We start from the raw sequence: 2,786 nt of genomic DNA, 5'->3' as shown, positions 1-2,786 counted from the left end.
TTGTCCATCTTCGCTCCATAATGGCTTCGATGAACCAGAAATCCTCCGTCGCTCAAACCTCTAAATCTGTCCGGTAGGTGCTGACGTCAGACAGTCGGAACAGATGGGGGTGAACTTCCAAACCGGTCTCGCGGTAGACGCACTTGGTCAGCTCACGACCAAAGTTGTCTGGCGTGCGGGGTTTTCCGTCAGTGTTGCGCGGAAACAGAGCGCGTCCGCTGGCTTGCGAGATCTGCGGACGGAACTGCATGATGTAGCGATGCAGCAATTTGGAGCTGCCGCTGGTCAATTTGACCTCAATGGGCTCCCCATTCTTGACCTCGGTACCCTCAATGCGAATGGAATAGAGAGTATGGGTTCCGGTGCGGAAAGGGATCACGTGCTTGTCGAGATCCAACCCCGACAGGTTCTTGATGCGCATCGGGCAGCTCAAGAGGATGGTCAAAGCCGCTGCGTGCATGGCCAACTGAGCGCTCTTGCGCAGGACGGGCTTGTTGTCCGCCCGAGCCATCAGTGTTTCCGGCAGGCTCAGCAAACGGACCACAGCCTCCCAGTCGTTGAACTGGGCGAGACGTTCGCTGTTCTTGGCGCTCATCCCACGGGGAGAAGTTGCGACAGTCTTGTGTAAATGCTTGAGGGCTTCGACTGCCTGTTCAGGAGCCTGCAAATGATGTCGGGCTATAGCAAGGAACGTTGCTGCGACATTCCCAAACCCGGTTGGAAACACCTTTGTGTTGCGCCGTTGCATGATTGCGCGAAACGCAGCCTTGAGATTGTCCGCTGTGATCAGGTCGGCCAGGCAGGTGAAGTCCTCTGGGTTGCGGCCAGAAGCCACCAATGCATCCAGGATTTGCCTCAGATGAGCTATTGTATTGCGCAGGCTAGTCTGGCGCAGTGGTTTGTCAGGTCCCTCATCGTTGAACAGGTCACGACGCGCCAATCGGTCAATATACGTATTGACCTCGTCCTGAAGACTTTTGGGATAATCCGTCAACGGACGCGCGACGTAGCGGTCGGACCGAGGGCGCGCAAGCTGGGGAAGATCAAAGCCATTCTTGCGGACAACGTGGTTCCAAGTGTCGATCATCGCGATGAGATGCTTTCCAGGATCGCCCGTCAGCAGCGTTGCTTCGAGTTCGATACGAAAGGCTTGTATTGTCTCGCCGCCGACAGAGGTGGGATGGATTGCATGTGCGCTGCAAAAGCGCGCGAAACGCATCATTCCCCAAACCTGGTGGCTGGACTGTACTTTGGAGATCAAGTCTTCCCAAGGGGCTGCAAGTTCCCGGGCCGATGTGTGGTCCGGAAGGACGCCCGCTGCGCGCAACGCGCTCGCCAGGTCACTCTTGGTCGTGCTGAGGGACTTGGGCTTCACTCCACAGCTGACCGGATGAAGAGAGGCCAGAAGGTCACGCAGTTGGGGCAAGTTCGTTGGAATGTCAGACGGGGGTCGGTGCATGTAAGTTGCGATGCGCGAGATCGCCGAAACCTTGGCTTGTTGGCGTTTCTCGTCGGGATCTGGGTAGGCGTTTAGCACATCCAGTACTTCGGCCAGCGTGGTCGGCGGTTTGATGTCTTGATGGTGTGTCATGGTAAACCTCATTGGTTTTGCGATTGGAGAAACTGGGACAGTTGGGGACATTCGGGGACGTGGTGGCCCTCTTGCGGACATTCGGGAAAACAAGGGCAAGAATTTATAACCAAAGTCTTTGACCCCGTTTTCCCGACGGCGCGGAAAACCGACCCTTTTGAGGACATTAGAGGACATGGCCAAGAACCTGATTGCCATGTGCCGCCGCATGGGCTTTCAGGTTGTTCCGCGCAATGCGCCAGTCACGGCCAAGCCGGGTTGCGGGTAGTTCACCGGACTGGATCCAACGCCGCACCGTCTTGGGGCAGACGCGGAACAGAGCGGCAACTTCCTTCACGCTGAGAAAGGTGGCGTTTGCAGGGAAGGGCAGATCAGTCATGATCCACCTCCCAGGTCCCAGTATTGCAGCTGGAACCAAAATCCGCCCGCGCAGCCGTGCGTGCCAACAGGCGTACCAAGGCCATCAAGGGGTTCGACTGGCCGGAAACGGGCGCAGTGCCCAGGGTGCCATCAGTTGATCTCGTCATCATTCGTTTCCTCGTAGGAACCGCGTGTGACACTGATCTGTGGGGGTGGTCTGGCTAAGGAGAGCACTCCAGATAGCAGACCACCGATCTCACTTGAGATCCGGATCATTGCCATCGAGTGCTGTTAGGCTCCCTGCGGCCCAGCAAACAAAGCTGGTATGTTCAAACTGAAATCACTCTACATCAACATAACCCATTGATCAACAACAATTTTCTTTAACCCTTTCTTAACTGATTACCTTCGCTGGGGGCGTCGGCGCTCGTCTGGAGACCCTGTTTCTAGGCACCAAAGTTCGGTGTGGCGCTAAGGGAGGCGGTCATCATCAGGATGTTTGAAGAATACACAGCAGCTCACGTCCAAGGTAGGAGCAGCGGGTGAAAATCGTGTGGAAAGGAGGTCGGCGACAAACAAAGGCTCGCATGCTTTGTGCTATCGGTAGAGAGGGCGGACACCGGCCATTCTCTGCGACCGCGAGAAACCCGAGGCGAAACGGTGAAAGCGGACTTTCAAATCCGGTTGGCAAGCCCAAACCTGAACCGGCCATTCGCCGCGCTGGTCCCGAACTGGGAAGATGCGGACAATTCGGCCATTCGACGATATCGCTCGATCTGGGCAGTCCGGTTTTCATGGTAACGTGCTTTTCGTCGCCCTTTGTGCTAAGCAGACC

At 56.3% G+C, this 2,786-nt stretch carries 3 protein-coding genes; all 3 read right to left on the bottom strand.

The features are described from left to right. Positions 1–52: 52 nt before the first annotated feature. A complete protein-coding gene (locus BLT75_RS23950) occupies positions 53–1,591 on the bottom strand; it encodes a tyrosine-type recombinase/integrase (RefSeq protein ID WP_176828266.1) in 1,539 nt (512 codons plus the stop codon). Positions 1,592–1,757: 166 nt separating this feature from the next. Then, positions 1,758–1,970 (bottom strand): helix-turn-helix domain-containing protein, encoded by a 213-nt coding sequence (locus BLT75_RS23945; RefSeq protein WP_093038256.1) that lies wholly within the window; start codon positions 1,968–1,970, stop codon positions 1,758–1,760. Continuing rightward, positions 1,963–2,118 carry a hypothetical protein gene (locus tag BLT75_RS24570; protein WP_176828264.1) on the bottom strand — a complete coding sequence of 52 codons (156 nt, stop codon included), beginning with the start codon at positions 2,116–2,118 and terminating at the stop codon, positions 1,963–1,965. The genes BLT75_RS23945 and BLT75_RS24570 overlap by 8 nt, the downstream gene beginning before the upstream one ends. Between the last annotated feature and the right edge of the window lie 668 nt (positions 2,119–2,786).

Origin of the sequence: Ruegeria marina (genome assembly GCF_900101475.1) — a bacterium.
GTDB classification, from domain to species: Bacteria; Pseudomonadota; Alphaproteobacteria; order Rhodobacterales; family Rhodobacteraceae; genus Ruegeria_B; species Ruegeria_B marina.
The sequence above is the reverse complement of the archived record's forward strand: the minus strand, read 5'-3'. Positions and strand labels throughout refer to the sequence as shown.

What these genes read in the sequence shown, in the direction of transcription:
- BLT75_RS23945 (WP_093038256.1), bottom strand. Translation starts at nt 1,970, where the DNA reads ATGACTGATCTGCCCTTCCCTGCAAACGCCACCTTTCTCAGCGTGAAG.
- BLT75_RS24570 (WP_176828264.1), bottom strand. Translation starts at nt 2,118, where the DNA reads ATGACGAGATCAACTGATGGCACCCTGGGCACTGCGCCCGTTTCCGGC.
- BLT75_RS23950 (WP_176828266.1), bottom strand. Translation starts at nt 1,591, where the DNA reads ATGACACACCATCAAGACATCAAACCGCCGACCACGCTGGCCGAAGTA.